This window comes from Streptomyces sp. NBC_00620 (assembly GCF_026341825.1).
Classification (GTDB): domain Bacteria; phylum Actinomycetota; class Actinomycetes; order Streptomycetales; family Streptomycetaceae; genus Streptomyces.
The window spans coordinates 892,099-918,110 of sequence record NZ_JAPENY010000002.1 but is presented as its reverse complement, the minus strand read 5'-3'; the positions used below and the strand labels follow the sequence as shown (position 1 = coordinate 918,110).

At 70.8% G+C, this 26,012-nt stretch carries 23 protein-coding genes; 12 read left to right on the top strand and 11 right to left on the bottom strand.

Translation table 11 applies throughout. From position 1 onward, the window contains the following. Positions 1 to 4 precede the first annotated feature (4 nt). Positions 5 to 1,195 (top strand): hypothetical protein, encoded by a 1,191-nt coding sequence (locus OG246_RS23310; RefSeq protein ID WP_266466851.1) that lies wholly within the window; start codon positions 5 to 7, stop codon positions 1,193 to 1,195. A 2-nt stretch (positions 1,196 to 1,197) separates the two neighbouring features. On the opposite strand, the gene OG246_RS23305 is transcribed toward OG246_RS23310, so the two are convergent. The 5 genes from OG246_RS23305 to OG246_RS23285 form a co-directional block, all read right to left on the bottom strand. Beyond that, positions 1,198 to 1,824, bottom strand: a complete 627-nt coding sequence (locus OG246_RS23305; protein ID WP_266466847.1) for a cytochrome b/b6 domain-containing protein — start codon at positions 1,822 to 1,824, stop codon at positions 1,198 to 1,200. After that, on the bottom strand, positions 1,808 to 2,581 hold the full coding sequence (locus OG246_RS23300; RefSeq protein WP_266466844.1) for a molybdopterin-dependent oxidoreductase: 774 nt from the start codon (positions 2,579 to 2,581) through the stop codon (positions 1,808 to 1,810). The genes OG246_RS23305 and OG246_RS23300 overlap by 17 nt, the downstream gene beginning before the upstream one ends. Before the next feature lie 101 nt (positions 2,582 to 2,682). Beyond that, complete coding sequence (locus tag OG246_RS23295) at positions 2,683 to 4,257, bottom strand: APC family permease (protein ID WP_266466841.1); 1,575 nt, start codon at positions 4,255 to 4,257, stop codon at positions 2,683 to 2,685. Positions 4,258 to 4,309: 52 nt separating this feature from the next. Further along, positions 4,310 to 5,260 (bottom strand): hypothetical protein, encoded by a 951-nt coding sequence (locus tag OG246_RS23290; RefSeq protein ID WP_266466838.1) that lies wholly within the window; start codon positions 5,258 to 5,260, stop codon positions 4,310 to 4,312. A 173-nt stretch (positions 5,261 to 5,433) separates the two neighbouring features. Next, the gene (locus tag OG246_RS23285) at positions 5,434 to 7,089 is read right to left on the bottom strand and encodes an FAD-binding dehydrogenase (RefSeq protein ID WP_266466835.1); all 1,656 of its coding nucleotides are present in this window, start codon (positions 7,087 to 7,089) and stop codon (positions 5,434 to 5,436) included. 318 nt (positions 7,090 to 7,407) lie between these two features. Between OG246_RS23285 and OG246_RS23280 the strand changes: the two genes are divergently transcribed. After that, positions 7,408 to 8,301 (top strand): DMT family transporter, encoded by an 894-nt coding sequence (locus OG246_RS23280; RefSeq protein WP_266466832.1) that lies wholly within the window; start codon positions 7,408 to 7,410, stop codon positions 8,299 to 8,301. Between the two features lie 42 nt (positions 8,302 to 8,343). Then, a complete protein-coding gene (locus OG246_RS23275) occupies positions 8,344 to 8,859 on the top strand; it encodes an NUDIX hydrolase (RefSeq protein WP_266466829.1) in 516 nt (171 codons plus the stop codon). Here the strand turns inward: OG246_RS23275 and OG246_RS23270 are convergent. Then, positions 8,841 to 9,704 carry a hypothetical protein gene (locus tag OG246_RS23270; protein ID WP_266466827.1) on the bottom strand — a complete coding sequence of 288 codons (864 nt, stop codon included), beginning with the start codon at positions 9,702 to 9,704 and terminating at the stop codon, positions 8,841 to 8,843. The genes OG246_RS23275 and OG246_RS23270 overlap by 19 nt on opposite strands. Positions 9,705 to 9,756: 52 nt before the next feature. Between OG246_RS23270 and OG246_RS23265 the strand changes: the two genes are divergently transcribed. The 5 genes from OG246_RS23265 to OG246_RS23245 all read left to right on the top strand — a co-directional run bounded on the left by OG246_RS23265 (position 9,757) and on the right by OG246_RS23245 (position 13,295). Next, positions 9,757 to 10,149 (top strand): YidH family protein, encoded by a 393-nt coding sequence (locus OG246_RS23265; protein WP_266466824.1) that lies wholly within the window; start codon positions 9,757 to 9,759, stop codon positions 10,147 to 10,149. Then, positions 10,146 to 10,478 (top strand): DUF202 domain-containing protein, encoded by a 333-nt coding sequence (locus tag OG246_RS23260; RefSeq protein WP_266466821.1) that lies wholly within the window; start codon positions 10,146 to 10,148, stop codon positions 10,476 to 10,478. Before OG246_RS23265 ends, OG246_RS23260 begins: the two co-directional genes overlap by 4 nt. Before the next feature lie 110 nt (positions 10,479 to 10,588). Further along, positions 10,589 to 10,885: a hypothetical protein gene (locus OG246_RS23255; RefSeq protein ID WP_266466818.1), complete on the top strand. Its 297-nt coding sequence runs from the start codon at positions 10,589 to 10,591 to the stop codon at positions 10,883 to 10,885. A 166-nt stretch (positions 10,886 to 11,051) separates the two neighbouring features. Then, positions 11,052 to 12,074, top strand: coding sequence for a phosphotransferase family protein (locus OG246_RS23250; RefSeq protein ID WP_266466815.1), 1,023 nt, complete (start codon positions 11,052 to 11,054; stop codon positions 12,072 to 12,074). A gap of 6 nt (positions 12,075 to 12,080) precedes the next feature. Then, positions 12,081 to 13,295: an acyl-CoA dehydrogenase family protein gene (locus tag OG246_RS23245; protein WP_266466811.1), complete on the top strand. Its 1,215-nt coding sequence runs from the start codon at positions 12,081 to 12,083 to the stop codon at positions 13,293 to 13,295. 93 nt (positions 13,296 to 13,388) lie between these two features. On the opposite strand, the gene OG246_RS23240 is transcribed toward OG246_RS23245, so the two are convergent. After that, positions 13,389 to 13,961 carry a hypothetical protein gene (locus OG246_RS23240; RefSeq protein WP_266466808.1) on the bottom strand — a complete coding sequence of 191 codons (573 nt, stop codon included), beginning with the start codon at positions 13,959 to 13,961 and terminating at the stop codon, positions 13,389 to 13,391. Between the two features lie 177 nt (positions 13,962 to 14,138). Between OG246_RS23240 and OG246_RS23235 the strand changes: the two genes are divergently transcribed. Continuing rightward, a complete protein-coding gene (locus OG246_RS23235; protein WP_266466803.1) occupies positions 14,139 to 16,133 on the top strand; it encodes a sensor histidine kinase in 1,995 nt (664 codons plus the stop codon). Between the two features lie 53 nt (positions 16,134 to 16,186). Beyond that, the gene (locus tag OG246_RS23230) at positions 16,187 to 16,921 is read left to right on the top strand and encodes a response regulator transcription factor (RefSeq protein ID WP_266466800.1); all 735 of its coding nucleotides are present in this window, start codon (positions 16,187 to 16,189) and stop codon (positions 16,919 to 16,921) included. A gap of 12 nt (positions 16,922 to 16,933) precedes the next feature. Here OG246_RS23230 and OG246_RS23225 read toward each other — a convergent pair whose 3' ends face one another. Genes OG246_RS23225 through OG246_RS23215 form a run of 3 tightly spaced genes read right to left on the bottom strand, consistent with a single transcriptional unit; the run spans position 16,934 to position 19,990 of the window. After that, positions 16,934 to 17,527 carry a TetR/AcrR family transcriptional regulator gene (locus OG246_RS23225; protein WP_266466797.1) on the bottom strand — a complete coding sequence of 198 codons (594 nt, stop codon included), beginning with the start codon at positions 17,525 to 17,527 and terminating at the stop codon, positions 16,934 to 16,936. Between the two features lie 34 nt (positions 17,528 to 17,561). Further along, the gene (locus OG246_RS23220; RefSeq protein WP_266466793.1) at positions 17,562 to 19,229 is read right to left on the bottom strand and encodes a class I adenylate-forming enzyme family protein; all 1,668 of its coding nucleotides are present in this window, start codon (positions 19,227 to 19,229) and stop codon (positions 17,562 to 17,564) included. After that, the gene (locus OG246_RS23215) at positions 19,226 to 19,990 is read right to left on the bottom strand and encodes an SDR family oxidoreductase (RefSeq protein ID WP_266466789.1); all 765 of its coding nucleotides are present in this window, start codon (positions 19,988 to 19,990) and stop codon (positions 19,226 to 19,228) included. The genes OG246_RS23220 and OG246_RS23215 overlap by 4 nt, the downstream gene beginning before the upstream one ends. A gap of 205 nt (positions 19,991 to 20,195) precedes the next feature. Between OG246_RS23215 and OG246_RS23210 the strand changes: the two genes are divergently transcribed. Continuing rightward, positions 20,196 to 21,434 carry a DUF1343 domain-containing protein gene (locus tag OG246_RS23210; RefSeq protein ID WP_266466786.1) on the top strand — a complete coding sequence of 413 codons (1,239 nt, stop codon included), beginning with the start codon at positions 20,196 to 20,198 and terminating at the stop codon, positions 21,432 to 21,434. Positions 21,435 to 21,529: 95 nt separating this feature from the next. Then, positions 21,530 to 22,852 carry a serine-threonine protein kinase gene (locus OG246_RS23205; RefSeq protein ID WP_266466783.1) on the top strand — a complete coding sequence of 441 codons (1,323 nt, stop codon included), beginning with the start codon at positions 21,530 to 21,532 and terminating at the stop codon, positions 22,850 to 22,852. Positions 22,853 to 22,949: 97 nt separating this feature from the next. On the opposite strand, the gene OG246_RS23200 is transcribed toward OG246_RS23205, so the two are convergent. Continuing rightward, positions 22,950 to 25,745 carry a penicillin acylase family protein gene (locus OG246_RS23200; protein WP_266466781.1) on the bottom strand — a complete coding sequence of 932 codons (2,796 nt, stop codon included), beginning with the start codon at positions 25,743 to 25,745 and terminating at the stop codon, positions 22,950 to 22,952. Positions 25,746 to 26,012: the final 267 nt, after the last annotated feature.

The window sequence follows — 26,012 nt, the reverse complement described above, 5'->3', positions numbered from 1 at the left end:
CATGATGGGAGACCTGTCCCTGGGGCCGCCCGCGGCCACCGGCCTCTCGCTGACGCCCAGGGGCGATGGCATCGGGGGTGTCATGGGGGCTTCGCTCGGAGTGCGCATAGCGGGGGTGTGCCTGGCCGGCACCCTGGCGATCACGACGGCGCTCGCCTGCGAAGACCACGGAGGCGGGCGGGACGACTCCTCCGGGGGCGGGACGAGCGTGTCGGGCGGGACAGTGAGTGGGGGGACGGACGGGGGGACGGACGGGGGGACAGCCGCCGGTACGCCCACCGGGCAGCCGCCCGACAACGGCACGATGAGCGGGTCGGGCGGATCGGACGGACCGGGTGGATCCGGTGATTCGGGTGGATCCGGTGGGGGCAGCGGCTCAGGAAGCAGCCCCGGCACCCCCAGCGCTCCCAGTACTCCTGGCAATCCCGTCGGTGGCGTCCGTATCGACGCCCCCGCCTGGCTCCCGCCGGGCCCGCGCTCACCCGACGCCGGGAACACACCCGACCCCGAGAGCGTCTACGACACCCTCCGCATGACCCCCTCCGACTGCCGGGACACCCTGCGGAGCATCTCGGCAGAGGCCGGCTGGCAGGTGCTCCGCGGCCTGGCCAACGCCTGCGCCGCCGTCCAGGGTCAGGGCGGCAGCTGGGCCACGGCGGCCTCGGACCACGCCGCCGCCGCGGGTGGGCTCAGCACCTGCAAGGAGCGCGCCGCGTACGCCGTACTGGGCGGGATCCTGGAGTTCCACCGACAACACCCGTCGGCCACCGTGCCGTTGCCGAGTTCACCGCCCGGCAAGGACGCCTGCGACTTCGGGATCGCGGCGGTGAACGTGGTCGATCGCACCGAGGCACGGCCGGGCGACGCCGTCACGATCGAGGTCCACGACACCTATTTCGACCACGGGGAACTGCGGGACAACGCCGCCGTCCTCATCGACGGCGAGCTTCTGGAGACCGGCCAGGTGCTCGTGTCGGGGTCGGGCGACCGGGCGGTCGTCTGCATCGCCGCCCCGAGCCTGGCCACGGGGCGGTATCCGAAGTCCGTGAGCGTGACAGTCCGGTACGGCGACTCTGCGACCAGGGAGAACGCCTTCACCCTCGTGGCTCCTGACCCGGAGGAGTCCCCCGGCCCGCCCGCGAGCGTCTGCCCGGAAGCACCCACCGGCAACAGCTCGGCTTCACCGGCCCCATGAGGTCAGCGGCGCCACAGCGAATGCTCGCGCTCCGCCCACTCGCGGCTCACCGAGCCCGTCCGCAGGCCCCGCCGCGCCTCCGGATCGCCGAGTGCCATGCCGATGTGACCGGCCAGGACGATGCCGATCGTCAGGGCGAGCCAATCGTGGACGAACGTCGCGCTCGTGCGCCACATCAAGGGGGTGAGGTGGGTGAACCACATGATCAGCCCCGTGCCCACCATCACCAGCGAAGCCCCGGCGATCCACGACGCGTAGACCTTCTGGCCCGCGTTGAACTTGCCGGCGGGCCGGGCCGAGTGCCGCTTGTCGCGGCGCAGAGCGGCGCGCAGCCAGACGCGGTCGTGCGGGCCGAAGCGGTTCAGCCGGCCCAGGTCGGAGCGGAAGGCGCGGGAGGCGAGACCCGCCAGGACGGGCACGGGCAGGGCGAGTCCGGCCCACTCGTGGATGCGGACCACCAGCTCGCGGCGGCCGACCAGCTCGGCGAGTTGGGGGACGTACAGGCATGCCGCGGTCACCACGCACACGCCCATGAGCAGGGCCGTCACCCGGTGCACCCAGCTCTCCGCGCGGCTGAAGCGCCGTACGCGGGAGGCGAGGGCCGGGGCGTGGTCAACTCGTAGGTTCATCGTCGCGTCCGTTCGAGCGGCCGACCCAGGCGTCCACGTCGTAGCCCCGTTCCTCCCAGTAGCCCGGGCGGACGTCCTCGGTGACGGTGATGCCGGAGAGCCACTTGGCGGACTTGTAGAAGTACATGGGGGCGACGTAGAGGCGGACGGGGCCGCCGTGGCTGTGGCCGAGGGCCTTGTCCTGCATGCGGTGGGCGACCAGGACGTCGGGGCGCCGGGCCTGTTCGAGGGTGAGGCTCTCCGTGTACATGCCGTCGAAGCAGGTGAAGCGGATCGCCCCGGCCGTGGAGCGCACTCCCGCGGCGTCCAGGAGGTCGGACAGGCGGACCCCCTCGAAGGGGGTGCCCGGCACCCGCCAGCCGGTGACGCACTGGACGTCGTGCACGAGGCGGGTCTGCGGCAGGGCCTTCAGTTCGGCGAGGGTGTACGAGGCGGGGTGGTCGACCAGGCCGTCGACGGTGAGGCGGTAGTCCGTCGCGTCCTTGTGCGGGACGGACGACGCCACCGAGTAGTAGCGGAAGCCGCCGCCGTTGGGGAGGAGGCCCGTCAGTCCGGTGGGGTCCTTGTCGGACGCGCCGGCGAGGAAGGACTCGAGGCCGCGCTGGAGGGTGGGGGCGGCCAGCACGCCTAGCGCGCCGAGTCCGAGTGTGCCGAGGAACACCCGGCGGCCGACCGGCGCTCCGCGCTCCTCGGGGTGTTCCGGTTCCCGGGCTCGCGGTCGTTCCGGCTCCCGCTCGTCGGGATGTTCAGAGTTCACCTATTGATTCGAGCACCCGCGACCCCCAAAGGGCCAGGGGCGGCGGGTGCTCGTCAGAATTCCGTAACCACTTATTACTCACCGTTGAGGAAGCGCGCCGTTCAGGAAGCGGATTCCGCCGCCTTGTCCAGTTGGAACGCTTCGTTGCCGAGACCGATCCGGGCGTGTGCCTCGGGCTTGCGGGAGCGCAGCACCAGGCCCTGGACCAGGCCGGCGACCAGCGCCGCTCCGACGATGGACGGCAGCAGCCAGCTCAGCGAGGAGCCCGGGCCCGCCCCGACCAGGACGTCGAAGTCCTTGACCGTGTAGACCGCGATGATGAGCAGGGCGGTGCCCGCGACCGCCGCCGTGGCGAGGCGCCAGGCCTGGGCCCGCGCGGAGCCGCGGCGGGCGAAGAAGACGATGACGGACAGCGAGGCTGCCGCCATCAGCAGGATCACGCCGAGCGCGCCGATGTTGCCGCCCCAGGTGAACAGCTGCAGCACGGGCGCGGTCGGGTCACCAATCGGCTTGTCGTCGGCGATGGCGAAGCCGATCACGACGACCAGGGACACGGCGGTCTGGAGCAGCGAGCCGGTGCCGGGGGCGCCGCTGGTGCCCGTGGTCCGGCCGAAGGCGGACGGCAGCAGTCCCTCCCGGCCCATGGCGAAGGTGTACCGCGCGACGACGTTGTGGAAGCTGAGCATGGCCGCGAACATGCCGGTCACGAACAGGACGTGCAGTACGTCCGTGAAGGTGCCGCCGAGCCGCGACTCGGTGAGGGAGAACAGCAGGCCCGGCCCCTGTTCCTGGGACGCGCCGACGATCCCGGAGGGGCCCGCCGCGATGGTGAACGCCCAGCTGCTGAGCGCGAAGAAGACGGCCACTCCGCCGACCGCGAAGAACATCACGCGCGGCACCAGGATGTGCGGCTTGCTGGTCTCCTCGGCGTACACGGGGGCCTGTTCGAAGCCGAGGAAGGCCGCGATGCAGAAGCACAGCGCGGTGCCGACCCCGGCGCCGGTGAGGGTGTCCGGGTTGAAGGCGTGCAGCGACAGGCCCTCCTTCGCCGGGTCGGCGACGGCGGCGAGGTCGAAGACGACGACGAGAGCCACCTCCACGATCAGCAGTACGCCCAGCAGGCGCGCGTTGACGTCGATCTTCAGCCAGCCGAGCGCGCCGACCAGGAGCACCGCCACCAACGCCGGTATCCACCAGGCGATTTCGAGTTCGAGGTAGGTGGCGAACAGCCCGGAGACCTCGAAGCCGAAGATGCCGTAGATACCGACCTGCAGGGCGTTGTAGGCGACCAGCGCGACCAGCGCCGCGGCCGCCCCCGCGGTACCGCCGAGGCCGCGCGAGATGTACGCGTAGAAGGCGCCCGCGTTGTGGACGTGGCGGCTCATCTCGGCGTACCCGACGCTGAAGAGCACCAGGACCACGCCGAGGATGACGAAGAGCAGCGGCTGCCCGACGATGCCCATCACCGCGAATGTGGTGGGCATGACACCCGCGACCACCATGAGCGGTGCGGTCGCCGCGAGGACGGACAGCAGCAGTCCTCCCGTGCCGAGCCGGTCGGCGCGCAGTGCGCGGTCCTGGCCCTTGAAGGTGCTGATGCCGGCCTCGGCGGTGGCCGTTCCGCCCGTGCCGGCCGTACTCGATGTGCTCGACGTACTCGAACTGCCCGTCGTCATCGCGGGGTTGTCCTTTCGGATGTTCGGATGTCCGGTTTTCGGGGGGTGGCGTTCAGACCGCGCCGAGCGCGCTGTCGCGTGCGGCGCGGAAGGCAAGGTAGGGATCTCGGTCCGGGTACGACCAGGGCGCCGGAGTGGCGTGCTCACCGATGCGGTGGAACAGGGCGGCGGCCTCGGCGGCCCGGCCCTCGCAGAACTTGGCGTGGGCAAGGAAGTTGAGGTCGACATGGCGGCGCGGGTGGTCGTCGCGCTCCCACTCCAGCCACCAGTCGAAGGCGGCCTTCATGACCTGGCGGGCCCGGCGCCCGAGCCAGTGCTCCGAGGCGACGGGGTCGGGGGACTCGATGCCGGCGTTGGCCAGCACGCGGTAGCGCTCGGCGTGCGCGACGACCGGGAGGATGGCCAACGGCGAGTCGGCGGGGGCCTGTTCGGCCGCCCAGTTGGCGAAGTCGTACACCTCGTGCAGCGGGTCCTGGCCCGACTTGGCGCCGCGTTCGGCGAGCCGCGCGACCATCAGGTGGTGGGCGTGGTGGTGATCGGCGTAGCGGTGGCGCACCTCGTCGAAGAGCCGGACCACGTCCTCCTCGCCGCCGAGGGAGCGCTCAAGCAGGAGCAGGCCGAGCCAGGGCGTGGGATCGGCGGGCACCAGCGCCGCGGCCGTGTGGCAGGCCTCGCGGGCGCGCTCCGGGCGCTCCTTCCCCTTCAGTGCCTGCTGCACGGTGGCACAGCCGAAAAGCACGGCCGCGTCGCCGGACTCGGGTTCGGCGAGCTGCCAGTCGCGGGCCCAGGCGAGGGCGGCGGGCTCCTGCGCGAGAACGGTGACGCGATGGCCCCGGCGGTCCCAGTCGTCGCCGGTCCCGGCGAGCAGCGCGCGGACCGCTGTCCACCGCCCCTGGTTCAACGAGGCGCGCGCGGCAACGAGTTCGGCGTCGTCGAGCGCGGCGTCGAAGGCCTGAGCCGCGCGCTTGCGACCGCGGCCGAGGGGTGGCGGGGGTGGCGACACCGCGGCGTTTCCTCACTGGGCGCGGTTTGTCAGGGACTGATCACGCACAGCAAAGCCGGAGCCACAGGTTCCCGTCAAGTGCCGCTGGACTCAGTACACGTTTCAACCGCCCTTGCGGGCCGGGGTGTTGATCCCACGGCCCGCTCCCGTCCACCGCACGGGCCGGGGTCAGGTCAGTTCACCGCCTTGGCCGCCGCCCTGCCCGCCGCGCGCCCGGAGAACAGGCAGCCGCCGAGGAACGTGCCTTCGAGGGAGCGGTAGCCATGGACTCCGCCGCCGCCGAACCCTGCGGCCTCCCCCGCCGCGTACACGCCCTCCAGCGGGTCCCCGCCCTCGGTCAGCACCCGCGAGGAGAGGTCCGTCTCCAGGCCGCCGAGGGTCTTGCGGGTGAGGATGTTGAGGCGGACCGCGATCAGCGGACCGGCCTTGGGGTCGAGGATGCGGTGCGGGGTCGCCGTACGGATCAGCTTGTCGCCGAGGTAGTTGCGGGCGCCGCGGATCGACATCACCTGGAGATCCTTGGTGAAGGGGTTCGCGACCTCCCGGTCGCGCGAGACGATCTCGTGGCGCAGCGCGGCCTCGTCGATGAGCGACTCCTTGGTGATCGCGTTCATGCCGCGCACGAGCGCGCCCAGGTCCTTCTCGACGACGAAGTCCACGCCGTTGTCCATGAACGCCTTGACCGGACCGGGCACATCGGCGCGCGCCCGCCCGATGACGTCCTTGATGGACTTGCCGGTGAGGTCGGGGTTCTGCTCCGAGCCCGAGAGCGCGAACTCCTTGCCGATGATCTTCTGGTCGAGCACGAACCAGGTGTAGTCGTACCCGGTCTTCATGATGTGTTCGAGGGTGCCGAGCGTGTCGAAGCCGGGGAAGAGCGGCACCGGCAGCCGCTTGCCGCGGGCGTCGAGCCAGAGCGAGGACGGGCCGGGCAGGATGCGGATGCCGTGGTTCTCCCAGATCGGGTTCCAGTTCCGGATGCCCTCGGTGTAGTGCCACATGCGGTCGCGGTTGATGAGGCGGGCGCCCGTCTCCTCGGCGATCGCGAGCATCTTGCCGTCGACGTGCGCGGGCACACCGGCGATCATCCGCTCCGGCGGGTTGCCGAGCCGCTCGGGCCAGTTGGCGCGCACGAGGTCGTGGTTGCCGCCGATACCTCCGGAGGTGACGATCACCGCCTGGGCCTTGAGCTCGAAGGCGCCGCTGACCGTGCGGCTGCTCGCCTGGCCGCGCTCGATGCCGGACGGCTCCAGGATCTCGCCGGTGACGGTGTCGACGGAGCCCGCGCTGCGGGACAGACCGGTGACGCGGTGGCGGAACTTCAGCTGGACGAGGCCGCGGGCGACGCCGGCCCGCACGCGCCGCTCGAAGGGCGCGACCAGGCCGGGGCCCGTCCCCCAGGTGATGTGGAAGCGGGGCACCGAGTTCCCGTGCCCGTTGGCGTCGTACCCGCCGCGCTCGGCCCAGCCCACCACGGGGAAGAAGCGGACGCCCTGCTGGTGCAGCCAGGAGCGCTTCTCGCCGGCCGCGAAGTCGACGTAGGCCTCGGCCCACTGACGCGGCCAGTGGTCCTCGGCACGGTCGAAACCGGCCGTTCCCATCCAGTCCTGGAGGGCCAGCGCATGGCTGTCCTTGATCCGCAGGCGGCGCTGCTCGGGCGAGTTCACGAAGAAGAGCCCGCCGAAGGACCAGTGCGCCTGGCCACCGATCGACTGCTCGGGCTCCTGGTCGAGGAGGATCACCTTGCGCCCGGCGTCCACGAGCTCCGCGGTCGCTGCGAGCCCCGCGAGGCCCGCTCCGATCACGATCACATCTGCGTCGTAGGCCATGGGCCCGTCCTCTCGGCAATCCGACTGGCCGGATGGGTTCGGGCATGGAGTTCCCCATGAGAATGGTCATGAGGTTCGTCACGAACCGATCGGCTTCGTCGCTGGTTGATGAGACATTTGTGGTGTGGAAGGCGGTGGTCGCCGATGGTGCTCGACCACTCGTTGTTACTGATCGGTCAGATCCTTCGGCAAGAAGAGTGACCGAGTCAACTGCCCGGATCCGGGTACTGTCGGGGCAGGCCCCGGCCCGTGGCACTACAGTCGGCGCGATACGCACCCGTGGCCCGCACTGACTCCCGATGTATCGAGGTACACAGCGTGTCGGTTCTCGTTCTGGTCCTCTCTGTGAGCGCGGCCTGTTGTCTGGGCTTCGGCTTCGTGCTCCAGCAGAACGCCGCCTCGCACGCCCCCCTGAGCGACTTCCTCTCCCCCCGCCTGCTGCTCGACCTCGTCCGGGTGCCCCGGTGGCTGGGCGGCATCGGCCTCATGGTGTGCGGCATGGTCCTCGGCGCGATCGCCCTGGGCAAGGGCGAGATCTCCCTGGTGGAACCCCTGCTCGCGACGAACCTGCTCTTCGCGCTCGCGCTCTCCCGCCATCAGACCAAGCAGCCGCTGGGCCGGCAGGGCTGGGCCGGGCTCCTGCTGCTCGCGGGCGGGGTCAGCGCGTTCATCGTCGCCGGACAGCCGGAGGGCGGGGACGCCATCAGCGATCCCCTGCGGCACTGGCTGATCATCGGGGTCATGGTGGGGCTCGCGCTGCTGCTCACCGCGTACGCGAAGCGGACCCGGCTCAGCTCCATGCCCGTGCTGCTCTCCCTGGCAGCGGGTCTGCTGTACGGCGTCCAGGACGCGCTCACCCGGGTCAGCGGGCAGCGGTTCGGCGAGGGCGGCTGGGCGGAGCTGCTCACCGGCTGGCAGCCGTACGCGGTTCTCGTCCTCGGCGTGACGGGCCTGGTGCTTGTGCAGAGCGCCTTCGAGACCGCGCCGCTGAGGATGTCGCTGCCCGCGCTCACCGCGGCGCAGCCGCTGGCCGGGATCGTCTGCGGGGTCGGGTTCCTCGGGGACCAGTTGCGTACGGACGCCGGGGCGCTCGCCTGGGAGGCGGCGGGGCTCGCGGCCGTCGTGGTGGGCATCGTGCTGCTCGGGCTGCATCCGGCGATGCCCCGCGGGACGTCTGCGACGAAGCCGACGCTGGACCTTCAGCCGCACTGAGGACGGTCCGCTCGTCCGGCTCGGCCCTGCTTGGATGGGGTCATGAGTGCCGCCGACGAGATCCTCGACATCGTGGACGAGAACGACCAGGTCATCGGGCAGTCCCCGCGCGGTCGGGCATACGCGCTCGGCCTGCGCCACCGGTGCGTGTTCATCCAGGCCCGAGACGCCGAGGGCCGGATCTTCGTCCACCGCCGGACGCCCACCAAGCTGGTGTTCCCCTCCCTGTACGACATGTTCGTCGGCGGAGTCGTCGGCGCGGGCGAGACGTACGACGACGCGGCCCTGCGGGAGGCCGAGGAGGAACTCGGCGTCTCCGGGCTCCCCCAGCCCGTTCCCCTCTTCAAGTTCCTGTACGACAACGGGGCCGGCCAGAGCTGGTGGTCCTCCGTCCACGAGGTCCGCTGCGAGCTCCCGGTCGACCCGCAGGTCGAAGAGGTCGCCTGGCACCGGTTCCTCCCCGAGGACGAGGTGGAGCGCCACCTCACCGACTGGACCTGGGTCCCGGACGGCCTGGCGGCGTACGAGCGGCTCAAGGCCTACCGCTCGCTGAGCTGACCCGCTCCCGACGAAGCCGTTCCTGACCCGTCCGCTCCCGACGCAGCCGTTCCTGACCCATCCGCTCGCGACCCGTCCGCACCCGACCCGATCCCCGCGAGTGCGTCGGCCAGCGCCCGCGCGTGGGCGGGTATGCCGCCCAGGGCGGGTGGCAGGATGCGCGGGCTGTAGCGCCCGTCGCACACCGCGAGTGGGCTCGCCCCGGTCGTGCCACCGCTCAGCGGACTCTCGCCCTGCGTCGCCCACGTCGGCCCGTCCCAGAACGGGTGGTCGAGGAGCCGCTCGGCCACTTCGGGCGCCGCGCTCTCCGGGACCCCCACGGCGGTGAGCGCACCGGAGATCCTGGACACCGCCTCGGCCACCGGCACGTCCGCGTCCCCGAAGGCGGGCAGCAGGAGGAGCAGCCGCAGCGCGGGGTCCCGTACGCCCGCGGCCCGCGCCGGGGCCGAGTCGGCGACGGCGACCAGCTCGGGCCAGGACAGCCCCGGGCCGCTGAAGTGGCCCTCCAGCGAGGCCAGGGGCACGTCCCGGTCCCAGTCGGGGTGGGTGATCAGGTAGTCCGTGCCGGGGTCGTCCGGGAAGTTGCGGTGGACGATCCACAGCAAGTGCCCGCCGGCCAGCGGTATTCGGTACGCCGGCCAGACTTCCTGCGCGCTGTACAGCGCCTCGGTCGCGGCGTCGACGTCCGCCTCGTCGGCGCCGAAGAGTCCGGGCTCCTCGATGAACTCGTCCCAGCCCGGGAGGAAGTAGGCGGGCCAGAATCCGGCCAGCCCGAGCAACTCCTCGGCCGGCGCGATGCCGTGGCCCGGCTCGGCGTACCGGGCCAATGACAGGGGAACGTCCATGCTTCGAACGGTAGCGAGCCGCACTGACAACGCTCCCGGTAGGGTCCAGGTCGTGATCGAATTCGTACGGAACGTCCAGCTGTGGTTCGCGCCCCGGGACGTCGAGGCGGAGGGCAGCACGCCCGACTACCGCTTCTCACTGGCGAACGAGCGGACCTTTCTGGCGTGGCTGCGCACCGCGCTGGCGCTGATCGGCGGCGGCTTCGCGGTGGATCAGTTCCTGCCCGACCTGCGGTGGGGATGGCGCGTCGGCCTCGCCCTGGCCCTGCTGGCGGCGGGCGTGCTCTGCTCCCTGCGGGCCGTCAACCACTGGGTGCGGTGCGAGATCGCGATGCGGAAGGGCGAGGACCTGCCGGTGTCGCGCTTCCCGGCCGTGCTGAGCATCGCGGTCGCGGTCGTCGCCGTGGCGATGGTCGTCGTCGTCCTCTTCGGCTGGGAAGGATGACCGCTCCCGCCCGGGAACAGGAGCGGGACCCGGGCCTGCAACCGGAGCGTACGAGGCTCGCGTGGCGGCGTACGACCCTGTCGAGCACCGTGGCCGCCGTACTCGCCGCGAAAACGACGCTGCACGGCGGACTGTCGGTGACCGGAGTGGTGGTCTGCGTCCTGTGCTGCGCGCTCTGGCTGGGTTTCCTGGCCATCGCCCACCGCCGCATCCGCGTGCTCACCGCGCCCGGCCCGGGCGGACCGCCCGCGCTCACACCCCGGTACGCGACGCTCGCGGCGCTGTGCACGGTGGCGCTGGCGGTGTGCGCGGCGGCGCTGGTGTTCTGAGGGGACCGGGACGACGTCGGCACGCGAGTCGGAATGGCACGATTTAGGATGCTTTCTGGCGCTAGCCTGACGTCGTTTCCGACTCCCCACCACCTCCGAAGGTGAGCACCATGACCACCCTCCACGCGGAGCACTCAGCGCACGAGCACGCCCACGGCCCCACCTGCGGTCACACCGCCGTGCCACACGGCGATCACGTCGACTACGCGCACGACGGGCACCTCCACCGGGAGCACTCCGGGCACTGGGACGAGTGCGAGTCGAGCGGTCACACCGCGCACGACGGGCACGGCCACCAGCACGGCGACGGCTGCGGGCACCCCGCGGTCGAACACGGCGACCACGTCGACTATGTGCACGACGGACACCGGCACGCCGAGCACGAGGGGCACTGGGACGACCACTAGGACCTGTCCGGATCCTCGGCGTCTCCCCCTCAGCTCCCCGGTTGCCCTGGTTGCCTTGGCTCCCGGGAGGGGGAGACGCCGATCACGTTTCGTTCACCCGCTGGACGACATACCGACTGGTCGGCATCATGGTCACATCCTGATTTCCGTGTGCCGAGGAGCGAAGATGAGCCCAGACCACCCGCCAGGTCTCGATCTCGACCAGTTGCGCGGCCTGCTCGACCGTGAGCGGCCCGGGCTGGTGACCGGCCCGCTGACCGGCCGGTTGATCGAAGGCGGACGGTCCAACCTCACGTACGCGGTCACGGACGGCACGACGAAGTGGGTCGTCCGGCGGCCCCCGCTCGGGCATGTGCTCGCCACCGCGCACGACATGAAGCGCGAACACCGGGTGATCAGCGCACTGCACCCGACGGCGGTGCCGGTGCCGAACCCCGTGATCCTTTGCGAGGACGAGTCGGTGCTCGGAGCGCCGTTCTACGTCATGGAGTTCGTGGAGGGCACGCCGTACCGCACCGCCGAGGAACTCGTCCCGCTCGGCCCGGAGCGCACCCGCGGCGCGGTGCTCGGGCTCGTGGACACCCTGGTCGAGCTGCACTCGGTGGATCCCGCCGAGGTGGGCCTCGCGGACTTCGGGCGCCCGGAGGGCTTCCTCGACCGCCAACTGCGTCGCTGGGGCAAGCAGTTGGACGCGTCCAGGAACCGCGAGCTGGCCGGGATCGACGAACTGCACGCGGCACTGGGCCGGGCGCTCCCCGACTCCCCCGCACCCACGGTCGTGCACGGCGACTACCGGCTCGACAACGTGCTGATCGGCGCCGACGACCGGATCAACGCGATCCTGGACTGGGAGATGTCCACGCTCGGCGATCCGCTCACGGATCTGGGGTTGCTGGTCATGTACAGCATCCCGCTCGAAATGCCCAACTCCCCCATCAGCACGACCGCTTCGGCCGCGGGGCACCCAGACCCCGCCGAGATCGTCGAGCGGTACGCCGCGCGCTCGGGGCGCGACGTGTCCGCCGTCCCCTGGTACACGGCGTTCGCGTGGTTCAAGCTCGCCGTGATCCTGGAGGGCATCCACTACCGCTACACGCAGGGCCAGACGGTCGGTGCGGGCTTCGACCGCATCGGCGAACTGACCCCCGTCTTCATCGAGCACGGCCTGACCACTCTTCAGGAAGGCTGATCCGCCATGGACTTCGCATTCGACGCCCGCACCGAGGAACTGCGCGGGAAGCTGCTCGCGTTCATGGACGAGTACGTCTATCCGGCGGAGGCAGTCGCGGAGGAGCAGCGCGCTCAGTTGGCCTCGCCGTGGGACACCCCGGCCGTGGTCGGGGAGTTGAAGGCCGAGGCCCGCAGGCAGGGACTGTGGAACCTCTTCCTCCCCGACTCCGAGTACGGCGCCGGGCTCACCAACCTCCAGTACGCGCCGCTCGCCGAAATCACCGGCCGCAGCCCGCACTTGGCGCCCACCGCGCTGAACTGCGCCGCGCCCGACACCGGCAACATGGAGGTGCTCACCCAGTTCGGCGACGAGCAGCAGCGCAAGCAGTGGCTGGAGCCGCTGCTCGCCGGTGAGATCCGCTCCGCGTTCGCGATGACCGAGCCCGAGGTGGCCTCGTCCGACGCCACGAACATCACCACGCGCATCGAACGGGACGGCGATGAGTACGTCATCACGGGCCGCAAGTGGTACATCTCCGGTGCGATGAACCCCGACTGCAAGATCTTCATCGTGATGGGCAAGACGGACCCGGAGGGGTCCGACATCCGCCGTCAGCAGTCCATGGTGCTCGTGCCGCGCGACACCCCCGGCGTCGAGATCCGGCGCGCCATGCAGGTGTACGGCTACGAGGACCACTCCCACGGCGGGCACGCCGAGGTCGTCTTCCATCAAGCCCGGGTCCCCGTGGCCAACTTGGTCGGCGAGGAGGGCGGCGGCTTCGCCATCGCCCAGGCCCGGCTCGGCCCCGGCCGTATCCACCACTGCATGCGGCTGATCGGGATGGCCGAGCGGGCGATCGAGCTGATGTGCCGGCGGGCCGTGTCCCGTACGGCCTTCGGCAAGCCCCTGGCCCAGCAGGGCGTGGTCCAGAACTGGATCGCGGATGCCCGCGTCGCCGTCGAGCAGCTGCGCCTGCTGGTCCTCAAGACCGCCTGGATGATGGACACCGTCGGCAACAAGGGCGCCCACACCGAGATCCAGGCCATCAAGATCGCCACTCCGCGCACGGTCGTCGACATCCTCGACAAGGCGGTCCAGCTGCACGGCGCGGGCGGCGTCAGCCAGGACTTCCCACTGGCCGAACTGTGGGCGAGCGCAAGGACGTTGAAGCTGGCGGACGGACCGGACGAGGTGCATCAGCGGTCGCTGGCCCACCGGGAGATCAAGAAGTACGTGTGACGCCATGCTGGGCGCCGCCGAGGTAGGCGTGTGACACGAGGGCCGGTGAGGGCTGACGCGCCCTCACCGGCCCTCTCCCCCGAGCGGTGTTGGTCAGTTGCGGGTGGTCGCCGAGAGCGTCCACCCCTGGCGGCACTTCAGACCGAACGTGCCCTTGTCGCAGCCCTCGACCTTGAAGCTGTAGGTCCCAGAGGTGTGCTTCTGGACCCACATCCCGCCGGAGGTGCCGCCCCGCAGGGTGACCTGCGTGCCGCCCGCGTCGGCGGCGCTGGTGTAGCGGACCAGGAAGACGTCGTAGTGGAACGGGTCGGTGGGGCCCCAGTTGAAGTACGCGTAGCCGTTGCGCTCCCAGGCGGCGACCACCATCTCCTGGCCCTGGCGGGGCGAGAAGGTCACGTTCCCGCTGTCGAAGTACTGCCGCTTGCCGAGCTTCGTCCCGTTCGCCGACTTGACGTTGAGCACGTTGGTCCGCGGGCAGCCGAGCATGCCGTTCACGCCGCCCAGATCGCTCCAGCGTTCGTAGATGTAGCTGTTGCTGAGCAAGTGGCCGCACGCCGACGGTGCCCCTGCCGGAGCGGCCGTTGCGGCGGGCACGGCCACCGTGCCGCCGAGAGCGAGTGCCGAGCCCAAGGCGAGGCCCACCAGACGCCGGTTCACTGAAACCATCACTGTTCTCCCCCGTTGCCGGTCCGGTGGCTCTTCCGCCGGCCCGCTGCTATGAGCATCGGGCTGCGGGGGCCCGGGAGTTGAGGGGGTACCGCCGGGCGGTCGCCGGAAGTTCTCCCGGGTGGACCGGGAACCGTTCCCATGACACCCGGGCGTCCGGCCAGGACGATGGCTCACATGGAGGACGAGTACGGGCGGACCCGGCGGCGCACTGTCACGGCGTACGTCCTGCTGCTCCTGGCGCTGACGCAAGTGGCCGTGGGAGCAGGGGCGTTGGCCGTCGCCGGGGTGTCCGGGGCGGATCTGGTCCAGTACGACATGGTCATCGACCTGGCTGTCGGTCTCGCCTATCCCGTCTGCGGCACGGTGATCGCGCTGCACCGTCCGCGTAATCCCATCGGATGGCTGCTGATCGTCTACGGGCTGGGGCACGCGTTCACGGGGCTGTCGACCGGCCTTGCGGTCGAAGGGCTGCGGGCGGGCTGGTCCCCCGAGGCGCTGCACGTGCTCACCACGATCGGGCGCCACACCTGGATCGTCGCAAGCTCGACGGCGTTCGTGTTCGTGTTCTTCCTGTTTCCCGACGGAAGGCTGCCCGGCCGGCGCTGGCGCTGGGCGCTGATCGCCCAACTGGTGGCGTCGCCCCTGGACATCGCCTACTGGGCGCGTTACGACTGGGGGCTCTACGACGGCACCGGAGCCCAGCCGTCGTACTTCCCGGTGTCACCAGGCTGGTTGCCCGTCCTTCAGCGAGTGGTGACCGTCAAGGCCTGTCTCGTCCTGGTCGCCGTCATGGCCGTCATGTGGCTGCGCTACCGCCGCGGCGGGGAACAGGACCGCCGCCGGCTTCTCTGGCTGCTCGCGGGGGTACTGCCCTTGCTGCTGAGCATCATGCTGCAGGTCTTCGGCTTCCCGCCGGTCTACACGTCGTACGGCACCCTGCTGCTGCCGGTCGCCATCATGATCGCCGTGATCCGGCACGAGTTGCTCGACATCCGGCTGGTGGTCTCGCGGGGCCTGCTGTACGGAGCGCTCACCGTCGGAGTGGTCGCCGCCTACGTAGGCCTCGTCACGTTCCTCCAGTCGCTCCTCGACCCCCATCCCGAACTGCTGGGGCCCGCCCTCATCTCCGTTGTCCTCGCCGTCTCCTTCGAGCCCGCCCGCCGTCTGCTGCAGCGCACGGTCGACCGAGCCCTGTACGGAGACCGCCACGACCCGGTCCGCGCGGTCTCCCGGATCGGCGAGCGGCTGGCCGGGGGCGGTGTCGGCGCGGTGTCCGAGGCGGTGGGCGAGGGACTGCGGCTGCCGTACGCCCATCTGGCCGCCGAGTCCGGGGCGCCGAGCGGCAGTTGGGGAACTCCGGGGAAGCTCACGCACGTCGTGACGCTGGACTACGACGGCCGTCGTGTCGGTGAGCTGGTGATCGGACTGCGGCCCGGCGAGCAGCAGGTCACACCGGCCGATCTCGCGGTGCTCGAACTGCTCGCGGTGCCTTTGGCGGCCGCCCTGCACGCCACCGATCTGTCCCGGCAGCTCCAGCTCTCCCGGGAGCGGATCGTCGCCGCGCGGGAGGAGGAGCGTCGCCGGATCCGCCGGGATCTGCACGACGGGCTCGGACCGACGCTCGCCGGGGCCGCCTTCCAGGCCGATGCCGTACGCAATCTGCTCGCGTTCGATCCGGAGCGGGCGGCGGGGCTGCTCGCCGAGCTGCGCGCCGAGATCGGCGGGGCGGTCGGGGAGATCCGCCGGCTGGTGGACGGGCTGCGGCCGCCGGACCTCGACCAGCTGGGGCTGTTGGGCGCCCTGCGCGAACGCTCGGCCCGGCTGTCCTGGCGCGCGGACGGCACCCCCATCGCCATACGGGTGCGGGCCCCAGAACTGCTGCCGCCGCTGCCCGCCGCCGTGGAGGTCGCCGCCTACCGCATCGCGACCGAGGCCCTCACCAACGCGGCCCGGCACGCCCGTGCGACCCGCGTCGACCTCCGCATCGAGATCGGCGAAGGACTGCGCCTGGAGGTCTGCGACGACGGCTCCCCGGTGGACGGGGAGACGGCATGGCGCCCCGGAGTGGGCATCACCTCGATGCAGGAGCGCGCCGCGGAGCTCGGCGGCAGCTGTGTGGTGGGGCGGGGGCGGGTGGAGGCGACACTGCCGCTCGGGGAGCCGCCGTAGCGGGGCATGAGCCGCACGGGAGGCCGGGTATTGAAACAGCTGGGGAGGCGGGCATGGAGTCGGAGGAGCACGCGGAGCCCCCACGCGAGCGGGGCCTCCAGCCGGTGCCACCGGGCGGTGGCGAGGGTGCGCTCAGGGTCGTGCTCGCCGACGATCACCCTGTCGTGCGTACGGGGCTGGCCGCGCTGTTGGAGTCGGTGCGGGACGGGACGCCCGGGGTGTCCGTCGTGGGGGTGGCCTCCGGCGGGCGGGAGGCGGTGCGGGCCGCCGTGACGCTGCGCCCGCATGTGGTCGTGATGGACATTCGGATGCCGGACATGAACGGCATCGAGGCGACCCGGGAGATCGGCCGGGTGGCGCCCGCGGTGGCGGTGCTGATGCTCACGATGGTCGAGGAGGACGACTCGGTGTTCGCGGCGATGCGCGCCGGGGCCCGCGGCTATGTGCTCAAGGGCGCCGGTCAGGACGAGATCGTCCGGGCGATCAGGGCGGTGGCCGCCGGGGAGGCGATCTTCGGTCCGGGCGTGGCACGGCGCGTGCTGGGGCAGCTCAGCCGCCCGCTGCCGCAGCCCGACCCGTGTCCGGCGCTCACCCCGCGCGAACGGGACGTGCTCACCCTGATCGCCGCGGGGACGCCCAACGCGACGGTGGCGGCCCGGCTCGGTCTGTCCCCGAAGACGGTCAGCAACCACATGTCGGCGGTGCTGGCGAAGCTGGGTGTTGCGGACCGTGCGGAGGCGGCGGCGTGGGCCCGCGAGGCGGGACTCGGGCCGGCCGTGGATCCGTAGCCCTTCAGAGCTTCAGGGCCGCAGCGCGCGCAGCAGCAGGTCCGCCAGCTGGTCGGCGACCTGTTGCGGGGTGAGTGGGCCGTCGGGGCGGTACCAGGTGGACAGGTGGTGCACGGAGCCGAAGTGGTAGTCGACGACCAGGTCGGCGGGGGTGGCCGTGGAGAAGACGCCCTTCTTCTGGCCCTCCTCGACGAGCGCGCGGAAGCGCTCGTGGTAGCGGCGGCGCTCGGCGCGTACCTGCTTGTGCTTCTCGGGGCTGAGGTGGTGCATGGAGCGGAAGAAGATCGACGCGTCGTCGAGGTTGTCGATCGTCGTGACCACCACGTCGGCGGCGGCGCCCCGCAGCCGCTCCTCGACGGGCGCGTCGGAGTCGGCGAAGGCGTCGAGCCGCTCCTGCTGGATGCGCAGCACGCGCGCGTAGACCTCGTGCAGGAGGTCGTCCTTGGAGCCGAAGTAGTGGTAGAGCGCCCCCTTGGTGACGCCCGCCGCCTCGACGATCTCCTGCACGGAGGTGCGGTCGTAGCCCTGCTCGGCGAAGAGCCGGGTGGCGGCGGCCAAGAGCCGCTGCGGGACGGGCGTACCGTCACCGTCCGTCGTCCTGGGCACTGCCGCCACCTGCCTTCCTTGATGTCCTGGCTGTCTACTGGCTGTCCTGTGAGCGGGAACGCAACTCCCGACGGAGGATCTTCCCACTCGCCGTCTTCGGCAAGTCGGGCAGGATCTCCACCTGCCGCGGATATTTGTAGGCGGCCAGTCTCTCCTTGCAGTACGCGGCGAACGCTTCGGGGACCTCATCGGCGCCCGGGCGCAGGCTGACGTACGCCTTGACGGTCTCGCCGCGGTAGCCGTCGGGTATCCCGACGACGGCCGCCTCGCGCACCGCGGGGTGCGTGTAGAGGACGTCCTCCACCTCACGCGGCCACACCTTGAAGCCGGACGCGTTGATCATGTCCTTCTTGCGGTCGACCACGTAGAGCCAGCCCTCGGCGTCCATGAAACCGATGTCGCCGGTGCGCAGTTCGCCGTCCGGGAAGGTCTCGGCGGTGGCTTCGGGGCGGCGCCAGTAGCCGGGCACGACCTGTGGTCCCCGTACGACGATCTCGCCCTGTTCGCCGAACGGCACCTCCTGGCCCTGGTCGTCGACGATGCGTACGACGGTGTCGGGGCCCGGCACGCCCACGGCCAGCGTCCCGGAGACCGGGTCGACGGGAGCCTCCAGGGCGGGCGGTACGGAGGCGCAGGGGGCGGTGCACTCGGTGAGGCCGTAGCCGTTGCGGATGTACGGCCCGAAGTCGGCGCGGAACTTCTCCACCAGGGCGGGCGGCAGCGGCGCGCCGCCGGAGGAGATGTTCCGGAAGGAGGCGAAGTGCTCGCGCGTGACGGCGGGGTGCGCGGCCAGCGCCATGAAGGCGGTGGACGGGCCGACCGTGTACAGGGGCTTGTGCTCGGCGAACGCGTCGAGCACGGCACCCGCCTCGAAGCGGTAGGCGAGGACCAGCGTCCCGGCGCTGTTGAGACACGCCACGAGCTGGCAGACCATCCCGGTGATGTGGAACAGGGGCGCCATCGCGAAGTAGACGGGCGCCTCGGGCAGGTCGAGGCCGGTCCGCTGCCGCTCGGCGTTGTACATGATGTTGCCGTGCGTGTTGGTGGCCCCCTTGGGGGCACCGCTGGTACCCGAGGTGTAGCTGATCAGCGCGATGTCGGACGGGCCGGGGTCGCGGCCCTCCGGCGCCTTGTGGCCCTGCCGGGCGACGGTCACGAGGTCGTCGGCGTCCGCAGCCTGCGGGAGCCGTTCGAAGGCCAGCACGCGCGCGTCGTTGCGGGTTTGGAACTCCAACTCACAGGCGGTGAGCGCGATGCGTACGGGCGAGTCGGCGGCCGTCTCGCGCAGATACGTGTCCCAGGCGCGGTCGGAACAGATCAGCGCCGCGACCTCGCCGTCCCGCAGGACGTGGGCGACCTCCCCCGACTTGTACATGGGATTGACCGGCACGACGGTCGCGCCCGCCTTCCAGGCGCCGAGCAGGGCGAGCACGAAGTGCGGGGAGTTCTGCAGCAGGATCGCGACCCGGTCGCCGCGCTCCAGGCCGCGGGCGGCGAGGTGCCCGGCGACGGAGTCGCTCAGCTCGTCCACCTCGCGGTAGCTCAGCCGCCCGTCGAAATAGGCGAGGGCGGGGCGGTCCGGCACCGTCTCCACGGCCGCGCGCAGGGCGTGCACCAGGGAGTCGGCGGGGCTCACCGGTGCGCGCTGGACATCGTTGAGCAGGGCCAGCCAGGGCTGGGCGGCATACGCGGAGACGGTCACTGGCTCGACTCCCACTTCTGCTGGATGTGGTTCATGTTCGTCAGCCAGCGGTCGGGGTCGGTGGCCCGCGCCTCGTAGTACCCGGCGACCTCGGGGTGCGGCAGGATCAGGAAGCGGTCCTCCGCGATGCCCGAGAACAGGGCGTCCGCGACGTCCTCGGGCTCGATGGCGGTGGGCTGGAGCACCAGGTCGCCCGCGCTGCCGGTGGCGGCGAGCATGTCCGTGCGCACGCCCTGCGGACAGATCGCGTGGACCTTCAGGCCGCGATGGCGGTACGTCAGCGACAGCCACTCGGCGAAGGCGTACGCACCGTGCTTGGTGACGGCGTACGGCGCGGCGCCGATCATGGTGAGCAGCCCGGCCGCCGACACCGTGGAGACGAAACGGCCGCTGCCGCGCTCCAGCCAGGCCGGGAGCAGCTCATGGGCCGCGCGGACGTGCGCCATGACGTTGACGTCCCAGGCGAGCGCCCAGACCTTCTCGTCGGCCGCCTCCGTCCCACCCGAGGCGAGGCCCGCGTTGGCGCAGTACACGTCGACCGTGCCGCCGAGGGCGTCCCGGGCCTCGGCCACGATCGCGGACGCGTCGCCCGGGACCGCGATGCCGCCGATCTCGTCGGCCACGGTCTTCGCCCTGACGGCATCCAGGTCGTTCACGACGACTCTGGCCCCCGCGGCGGCGAAGCGGCGGGCCAGCGCTGCCCCGATACCGCCCCCCGCTCCGGTGACGATCACTCCGGCATCCTGCACGGCTTCCACCATCGGTCTCCTTCGACGCGACGAGAATCGGCTCTGCTGCGTCGCCAGACTAACCGGTCGGTATGTACGGAGGGAAGGGGGCCAGGCAGCGCCCCGAAGGGGCGCGGGGAACGGCGCGACCAGCCACACGCGGCCCGCAGCCTACGAACTTCCGGCGGGAGCGCCTAGCGTGCCTATGCCAACCTTCCGCGATCACGGAGGTCACACCATGCGCCTGTCCAGACGGACACTGCTCGCCGCCGGCACAGCGGCGGCGGCTCTGACACCGGCTCCGGCCGCAGCGAAGGAAACCGGCGGCCGCAGGCTCCGCACCGGCTTCGAACGCCTCGCCGCAGGCGGCTACGCCCCCCTCGACGGACAGCGCGTCGGCATCGTCACCAACCCCACCGGCGTAACCCGCGACGTACGCCACATCGTCGACGTCATGCACGCCGACGACCGCGTGAACCTGACCGCCGTCTTCGGCCCCGAGCACGGCTTCCGCGGCACCGCGCAGGCGGGCGGCTCCGAGGGCCGCTACGACGACCCGGCGACCGGACTGCCGGTCTACGACACGTATTTGAAGAGCGGTCAGCCCCTCGCCGACATCTTCACCGCCTCCGGCGTGGACACCGTCGTCTTCGACATCCAGGACGTGGGCGCGCGCTTCTACACATACATCTGGACGCTGTACGACTGCATGGAAGCGGCCCAGCTGGCGGGGAAGCGCTTCGTGGTGCTGGACCGGCCGAACCCGGTGACCGGGCGGGCGGCCCAAGGTCCCGTCCTGCACAAGGAGTTCGCGACCTTCGTAGGACGGCAGCCGATCGCGCAGTCGCACGGGATGACGGTGGCGGAGCTGGCACGGCTGTTCAACGGGGAGTTCCTGACGACGCCGGTGGCACTGGAGACCGTACTGATGTCGGGCTGGCGGCGGTCGGAGTTCTACGATGCCTCCGGTCTCCCCTGGGTGCCGCCGAGCCCGAACATGCCGACGGCCGACACCGCCCTGGTGTACTCCGGGACTTGTCTCTTCGAGGGGACGAACCTGTCCGAAGGGCGGGGCACGACCCGCCCGTTCGAGCTGCTCGGCGCGGAGGGCATCGACCGGAGCTGGGCCGAGGCGGTCGGGCAACTCGGGCTGCCCGGCGTGCACTTCAGGGAGGCGTACTTCGCTCCCACCTTCTCCAAGTTCCAGGGCAAGACCATCGGCGGGGTGCAGATCCATGTGCACGACCGGGCCGCGTACGACCCCGTGCGCACCGGAATCGCCCTCCTGGTGACCGCCAAGAAGGTCTGGAGCGGCTTCACTTGGCGCGCCGACAACTGGATCGACAAGCTGACCGGGTCCACGAGCGTCCGCACGATGATCGACGCGGGGGCGACGCCCGACGAGGTCGTGGCCGCCTGGCAGGACGAGTTGGCGGCGTTCCGGAGCGTGCGCGAGGAGTACCTCGTGTATCGATGAAGTGTGCCCAGTGCCTGGAGTCTGGCCAACCTCCGGCGCCCGCAGGACGATGCGCCCACATCGCACCGCCTACGGGGGCCGAAGGGGGCTTCGTCATGGCCGATCCGGAAATGAGCGTGACTCCGTACTGGGAACTGACCTTCGACGCGGACGGAGATGTGGACGGCCGGCAACGGGACCGGCTGGTCAAGGAGATGGCGCAGCGCAAGGTCCGCGACCTGATCGTCTTCTCGCACGGCTGGAACACCGACCGCTCAGGCGCGACCCGCCTCTACAGCCGATTCTTCGAACCCGTGCCGGCGCTCGCGCCGCAGGCCCGCCTGGGATACGTGGGTGTGCTGTGGCCCTCGATGCGGTTCTCGGACGAGCCGATCCCCGACCTGCCCCCGTCGGTGGCCGCCGAAGTCCCCGCGGCCGCCCGGCCGGTGCTCGACAAGGGCACCCGGCACGCCCTCATCGAGGTGTTCCCGGGCCGCGCGACGGTGGTCGAGCAGATCGCCCGGCTACTGGACCAACAGCCGGACGAGGGAGCCTCGTTGGAGGAGTTCGGCCGTCTGGTACGGCTGCTCGTCGAGGTCCGGCCAGGGGGTCCGCAGGCCTCCTTCGCCGCTGACACGCTGGCGGAGGGGGAGCCGGCGGGCGACCCCCTGATGCTCTTCGGGGACACGGCGACGGTCTGCGGCGAGTTCGCGCAGGCACTGGCCGGGCTCGAAAGTCCGGGCGGCGCTTCGTTCGCCATGCCGCGCCTGTGGGACGGCGCGCACGAACTGCTGCGCCAGGCCACCTACTACGCGATGAAGCGACGGGCCGGCACGGTCGGTGAGCGCGGCCTCGGGCCCGTGATCGGTCAACTCGCCAAGGCCTCACCGGAGGTGCGCGTCCATCTCGTCGGGCACAGTTTCGGTGGGCGACTGGTCTCCTTCGCCCTGCGCGGACTGCCCGAGGGCGTGCGCGCGGTGAAGTCCGTGACACTGCTCCAAGGGGCGTTCTCGCACTACGCGTTCGCGGCGCGGCTGCCGCACGACCCACGGGCGAGCGGTGCGCTGAACGGCCGGCAGAACCGCATCGACGGCCCTCTGGTGTGCTGTTACTCCCGCTTCGACTCGGCACTCGGGACGATCTATCCGCTGGCCTCCCGGATGGCGAACGACTCACGGACGGTCACGGCGGACTTCGGCATCGGCCGCAAGCTGGGCCCCGAGTGGGGCGCGATGGGTCACGACGGAGTGCAGGCGGTGGCGGGCACCCGCGCCTTCACACTGGCCGAAGCCCTGAAGGCGAAGCTGCCCGCCACCGGATGCGTGAACATCGACGCCGCCTCGGTGGTGAAACGCGGCGGGTCCCCGTCCGGGGCCCACAGCGACATCTGCCACCGGGAACTGGCCCAGGTGGTGCTGGCCGCGGGGCGCGTACGGTGACCTTGCGGTCAACGAGCGTGGCCAACACTCGTACACCTAACACCCGTTGGCCAACGAGCGAGGACAAACGCCCGTTGGCCAACAGCTGTAGGCACCGTCACCGGTGCGAAGTGAACTCCACCACCTGCTGGTAGGTCGGACGGTTCTGCCAGCTGATGCTGTAGTGCTTGATGCCGCCGAGCGTCCGCTGGACGATCGAGTCGGCGCACCACTGGTCGCCCGCCGAGCACTGGGCGTCGCCGGGGTAGACCTGGGCCGCGGTCATGCCGGCCGCGGTCTTGAGGGTGCTGATCAGGATGTCCCGGCAGCCGGTGAGGGTGCCGCCGCCGCAGTACTTCTGCGCCAGACCACCCTGTACGGACTCACCGAGCACCGCCCGGATGTCCTTGTCGACATAGCTCCACCATCCGTACTGGAAGGAGCTTCCGGCGTGCGAGCCGGTCGGCCCGTGTCCGGCCGACGGAGCCTCGTCGATGGGGAGGCTGGTGGTAATGGCGGTGTACAGGTCGGTGCCGAGGCCCGGTTCGAACTCGGCCTTCACCAGCAGCGGCCACCAGGCGTCCAGGATACGGATGGCGTCGGCGTTGGCGTAGGTCTTCGAGCCGAAGGAGGTCTCCGTGCGTTTGGACCCGGCCGTCACCCAGGCGGACAGCTTGCTCACCGCCGCCGCGGCCGCGGTGTCGGTGACCGTCTGACTGTTGACGACCTTCAGCAGGTCCGGGAGCACGTCCTCGGCCCGCAGATCGGCGACCGAGGCGTCGGCCATCGCCTTCGTGAGCGAGGCTCTGGTCACTCCTCCCGCGGTCACGAGTTTCTTCACGCGGTCGTCGATGAGGTTGCCACGATGGACGGAACCGTTGCCCCACGGAGCCGTCGCGTAGTCCTGGGCCACCTTGTTGTTCCAGGAGATGTAGTAGTCCTGGTCGATGTCGTTCGGGTGCGCGGACGCCGGGGTGTAGGTGGCGGTGTTCGTGGCCGGATTCCAGCCCTGCCACTCGTAGGCGGCCTGCGCCCAGACCGGGAACTCGGCGTCGACGCCGGTGGCGCGCACCGGGTTGTTGCCGCTGTTGTAGTACGCGGTGTGGGTCGAGTCCGCGTAGAACCAGTTGAAGGTGTAGTTGATGTGCTGCGTCGCGGCCTGGAAGGTCTCCGGGCTCTTGACGTAGTCGGGGTCGTTGAGCATCTGGAAGCCGATGATCGAGTCGGCCTCGTGCATGTAGGAGGAGCGCAGACTGGTGTAGGCGACCTTCTTGCCGTCGACCGTCGCGCGATGGGTCACGGGGCCGTACTTGGTCCGGTAGACCTGCATGCGGTACGAGCCCGCGGCGGTGCCGTCGGCGGTGGTCGGCACCCAGGAGTTGGTCTGCTCGATCTTCTCCATGGCCGTGCAGGTGCCGTGGTAGAGGTAGTGGTAGTCGTCCTGGCACAGCTCGACGGCGTACGTGTCGATGATGTCCTGGCCGGAGGTGGTCGCGCTCCAGGAGTAGTCCTGGCCGCGCCCGAGTTCGACGTACATGCTCAGCCCCGCGAAGGAGGCGCCGCGGGCGCTGAGTCCGGGGCCCTGGATCTCCTGGAGCATCAGGAGCTGGGGCGCGAAGTAGCCGGTCTGGGGACCGAAGACGGCGATCGGATGGCCGCTCGCCGTCTTACTACCGCTCACCACGAGGGCGTTGGACATGCCGCGCTTGGCCGAGGTGAGGGCGGTGGCGGCCGCCGTCGTCGAGGTGGTGGTGGCGGTCGTGGTGGCCGCGCTGCCCGTACGGTCGTAGACGAGCTGCTCCTCGGCGACCGTACCGGCGGTGGGCAGGGCCTGGCCCTGCGCGACCGCGGGCTTCGTCGCGTACGGGAAGCTCTGGCCGTCGTGGAGGGTGAGGGCGGCCTCGGGGTCGTTGCGCTCGCGGAAGGACTCCCAGACCTTGGTGCCCTCGGTCACTCCGTACTTGGACTGGGCGGAGAGGAGTGAGATCGCGTTGCTGACCTCGCCGCCGCCTCCGGAGCCGAAGAGCGCACCGATGACGGAGGCCAGCGCGACCAGGTCGGTGAGCTTGAAGTGCTCGATGGTTCCGGCGTTGGTGATGGAGTCCTTGTGGCCGGTCAGGACGTACTCGCCGGGGAAGTAGCGGCCGCTGTCGGAGGCGTCGATGTAGGCGTTGATGCCGGCGACGTAGGCGGTGACGTCCGCGAGGGCCTGCTGGCCACGGGCGCCGCTGTTGGCGGTGGCGCTGTCGATCTGGGCCTGCAGATCGGCCTCGGTATAGGGCGCGCTGCGCCAGAACTGCTGCTCAAGACCCTGGTTGGAAGGGTCACCGCCCGCGAAGGGGGTCAGCTGGCCGCGTCCGACGTGCCGGAAGACGTCCATCAGCCACAGCCGGTCCTGGGCGGCGGCGTACCCGGCGCCGAACTCGGTGCCGTAGCGGGTGGTGCCGGTGATGTGCGGGACGCCGGTCTTCTTGTCGCGGACGATCGTGACGTCGGTGCGTCCTGCGGGGTTCGTGGTCGACTCGACCTGATCGGCGGCGACCCCGAACGAGGCGTCGTTGAAGAAGGTGTTGATCTTGGCGTCGGTGAGTCCGGAGTAGCCCGAGGCCAGGTTCGCGTAGGGGCCCAGCTGGTCCTCGGCGTGCGCGGGCTGCGAGCCGAAGACCTGGTTGAGCAGGATCTGCGCGAGGGTCGCGTTGCCGTTCTCACCGGGCGGCAGGATGTCGGAGCACTGAGCGCCGCAGTAGTCGTTGGCGGCGGCCGCCGTGACCGCCGTCCCCGCGGCTGACGCTTGGGTAAGCGGAGACAAAAGGCCGGTAATGAGAAGGCATACGGATGCTGCCTTCAGGAACTTGGGGAATCTGCGGGGAGTTCTCAGTCTGTCCAGGATGGTGCGTGGGATGCGCCGTGTCATGGCAGCTCCTCGCGACGGGGGTGGGCCGGACGTTACCGCCGGTATCCCCGTGTTTGAAGGTGAACATGCGTCACTTTTTGGGATCGGGGTGTCCGTTGGGAGCTCCCCGCCTCACGGCGCGCCGCCCGTCGCCGCATTCGACAGACGGACAACAGGCAGCTCACAGCGTTCAGGGGTAGGCCAGGAGGGGTTCGGCAGATGGCTTATGGGTGGTCATCGGAAATCGGATGGAGCCGAATCGCTTGTCGATACGTCTATTCGGCGAAG

What these genes read in the sequence shown, in the direction of transcription:
- OG246_RS23310 (WP_266466851.1), top strand. Translation starts at nt 5, where the DNA reads ATGGGAGACCTGTCCCTGGGGCCGCCCGCGGCCACCGGCCTCTCGCTG.
- OG246_RS23305 (WP_266466847.1), bottom strand. Translation starts at nt 1,824, where the DNA reads ATGAACCTACGAGTTGACCACGCCCCGGCCCTCGCCTCCCGCGTACGG.
- OG246_RS23295 (WP_266466841.1), bottom strand. Translation starts at nt 4,257, where the DNA reads ATGACGACGGGCAGTTCGAGTACGTCGAGCACATCGAGTACGGCCGGC.
- OG246_RS23285 (WP_266466835.1), bottom strand. Translation starts at nt 7,089, where the DNA reads ATGGCCTACGACGCAGATGTGATCGTGATCGGAGCGGGCCTCGCGGGG.
- OG246_RS23275 (WP_266466829.1), top strand. Translation starts at nt 8,344, where the DNA reads ATGAGTGCCGCCGACGAGATCCTCGACATCGTGGACGAGAACGACCAG.
- OG246_RS23270 (WP_266466827.1), bottom strand. Translation starts at nt 9,704, where the DNA reads ATGGACGTTCCCCTGTCATTGGCCCGGTACGCCGAGCCGGGCCACGGC.
- OG246_RS23260 (WP_266466821.1), top strand. Translation starts at nt 10,146, where the DNA reads ATGACCGCTCCCGCCCGGGAACAGGAGCGGGACCCGGGCCTGCAACCG.
- OG246_RS23255 (WP_266466818.1), top strand. Translation starts at nt 10,589, where the DNA reads ATGACCACCCTCCACGCGGAGCACTCAGCGCACGAGCACGCCCACGGC.
- OG246_RS23250 (WP_266466815.1), top strand. Translation starts at nt 11,052, where the DNA reads ATGAGCCCAGACCACCCGCCAGGTCTCGATCTCGACCAGTTGCGCGGC.
- OG246_RS23245 (WP_266466811.1), top strand. Translation starts at nt 12,081, where the DNA reads ATGGACTTCGCATTCGACGCCCGCACCGAGGAACTGCGCGGGAAGCTG.
- OG246_RS23240 (WP_266466808.1), bottom strand. Translation starts at nt 13,961, where the DNA reads ATGGTTTCAGTGAACCGGCGTCTGGTGGGCCTCGCCTTGGGCTCGGCA.
- OG246_RS23235 (WP_266466803.1), top strand. Translation starts at nt 14,139, where the DNA reads ATGGAGGACGAGTACGGGCGGACCCGGCGGCGCACTGTCACGGCGTAC.
- OG246_RS23230 (WP_266466800.1), top strand. Translation starts at nt 16,187, where the DNA reads ATGGAGTCGGAGGAGCACGCGGAGCCCCCACGCGAGCGGGGCCTCCAG.
- OG246_RS23215 (WP_266466789.1), bottom strand. Translation starts at nt 19,990, where the DNA reads ATGGTGGAAGCCGTGCAGGATGCCGGAGTGATCGTCACCGGAGCGGGG.
- OG246_RS23210 (WP_266466786.1), top strand. Translation starts at nt 20,196, where the DNA reads ATGCGCCTGTCCAGACGGACACTGCTCGCCGCCGGCACAGCGGCGGCG.
- OG246_RS23205 (WP_266466783.1), top strand. Translation starts at nt 21,530, where the DNA reads ATGGCCGATCCGGAAATGAGCGTGACTCCGTACTGGGAACTGACCTTC.
- OG246_RS23200 (WP_266466781.1), bottom strand. Translation starts at nt 25,745, where the DNA reads ATGACACGGCGCATCCCACGCACCATCCTGGACAGACTGAGAACTCCC.